Here is a 1,462-nt window from a genome sequence, read left to right on the forward strand (position 1 = left end):
CAATCAGTGCAATGCCGGCAGTTAATGCTAGCTCAACCCAGTGAAAGTAGTTACCAGCCAATGCATAAGGTGTTCTAACCTGATGATGTACAGAATGCACATTCTTTAGCAGCCACTTATTTTCATGCATCGTTCGATGCATCCAGTAGTACAGAAAATCATCCAAGACGATAAAAAAAGCAATTTGCCAGACGAAGGTTGTCCAGTGAGGCACTTCGCCTGCGTGAATGCCAGTTAGACGAGCTAAGGGCCAGGCCAATACAAGCAGCGTGAACACTAATAGGGAGTTGAAAACGATCAACGTGATGTTTTTACCTAAAAACGTGCTGACTTCAAAGTCTTTGTTTTGCACCCGATAAGGTTTGGCCCATTCAGGATCTAACCACGCGAGTACGGTCCATGGTGCGGCGAGCAAGACGAAAACGCCAATGCCAATCGCAAAAGTGATGACGGGAAACTGAATAAACAAGGGCTCTTGATACCAGCCAATGATGGTATCGATGATGTCGGTTGGCATACGCGATTGTATTTTTTGTTATTGAGTACGCAATGAGCTTACACCATCACTGGTTAATGTACATATTGCTTGGTGTTTTGATAGGTGTTCGGGTCAAAGTCAGGATAGGCTTTTGAGCGCATAACGATTGCAATGGTTTTATATACTTCAACCCATGCGGCTTTACAGTCTGGCGTAAAATCATCACCGAGCCCCTCGGCGAGTGTATTAATCAGCGCATTTCCGACAGGCGTGTAGTCATCCACCTTTACACCATAGCTAACATGTTTCACTGCCATGTTTTCAAGCACTGGAACAAGCGCATCGAGATCATCAAGGGACTTTACTGCAAGCTTAAGCGCCGTCATCAATTTCTTACCCTGACCCTTCATGTCGTGTTTGAACAAAGGCTTTAAGGACGGGTCATAGGTAAAAAGCTTGTTGTAGAAGATTTCGGCTGCGGCATCTGCAATAGGCTCGACTTTCGCAAAGCTGGCTTGAACGAGCTTTTTCTGTGCTTCCGTAATGGCCATGTAGCAGGCTCCAATCAACGATAAGTGGTTAGGAAGCTAGTCTAGAATCCGGAAAGCTGCAAACTGTCACTAGTCAAAAATAGACAGTGCTTTTACTTGTGCCCAGACCTCTTGGTCAATCTTCAAGTTCAGCTTTTTTAACGAACGTTTGGTGATGAGCGCATGAAGCGTATTGTCTCCAATAGCGAGCTTGATGCGCACGGAGTGACTTTCGCTTGTGTGTTTGATGTTTTTTATTCTAGCTGGCAGGACGTTCAAGATACTCTGTTCGGTGTTTGGGAACCGACTAATACTGACGTCGCGTGCGGTTACTCTCAGCCGGATTTTCTGCCCCTCGGAAAGCGCTTGCTCGCCTATCCAGACAGCGATTGGCGCCCCAGTTTGCGAGCCTTTGATTTCTGCTTTTGACAGGCTGTTTTCTTGATCGATCTCG

The 1,462-nt window shown here is 46.1% G+C and carries 3 protein-coding genes; all 3 read right to left on the reverse strand.

The genetic code is table 11. From position 1 onward, the window contains the following. Positions 1 to 517: sterol desaturase family protein (locus A3750_RS14595; RefSeq protein WP_197475049.1), on the reverse strand; the 517-nt coding region annotated here is incomplete at its 3' end. Between the two features lie 53 nt (positions 518 to 570). Further along, positions 571 to 1,029: a globin family protein gene (locus tag A3750_RS14600; protein ID WP_068464624.1), complete on the reverse strand. Its 459-nt coding sequence runs from the start codon at positions 1,027 to 1,029 to the stop codon at positions 571 to 573. Between the two features lie 69 nt (positions 1,030 to 1,098). Beyond that, on the reverse strand, positions 1,099 to 1,462 hold a 364-nt coding region (locus A3750_RS14605), incomplete at its 5' end, for a TOBE domain-containing protein (protein WP_197475050.1).

This window comes from Oleiphilus sp. HI0079, assembly GCF_001635105.1.

What these genes read in the sequence shown, in the direction of transcription:
- A3750_RS14600 (WP_068464624.1), bottom strand. Translation starts at nt 1,029, where the DNA reads ATGGCCATTACGGAAGCACAGAAAAAGCTCGTTCAAGCCAGCTTTGCG.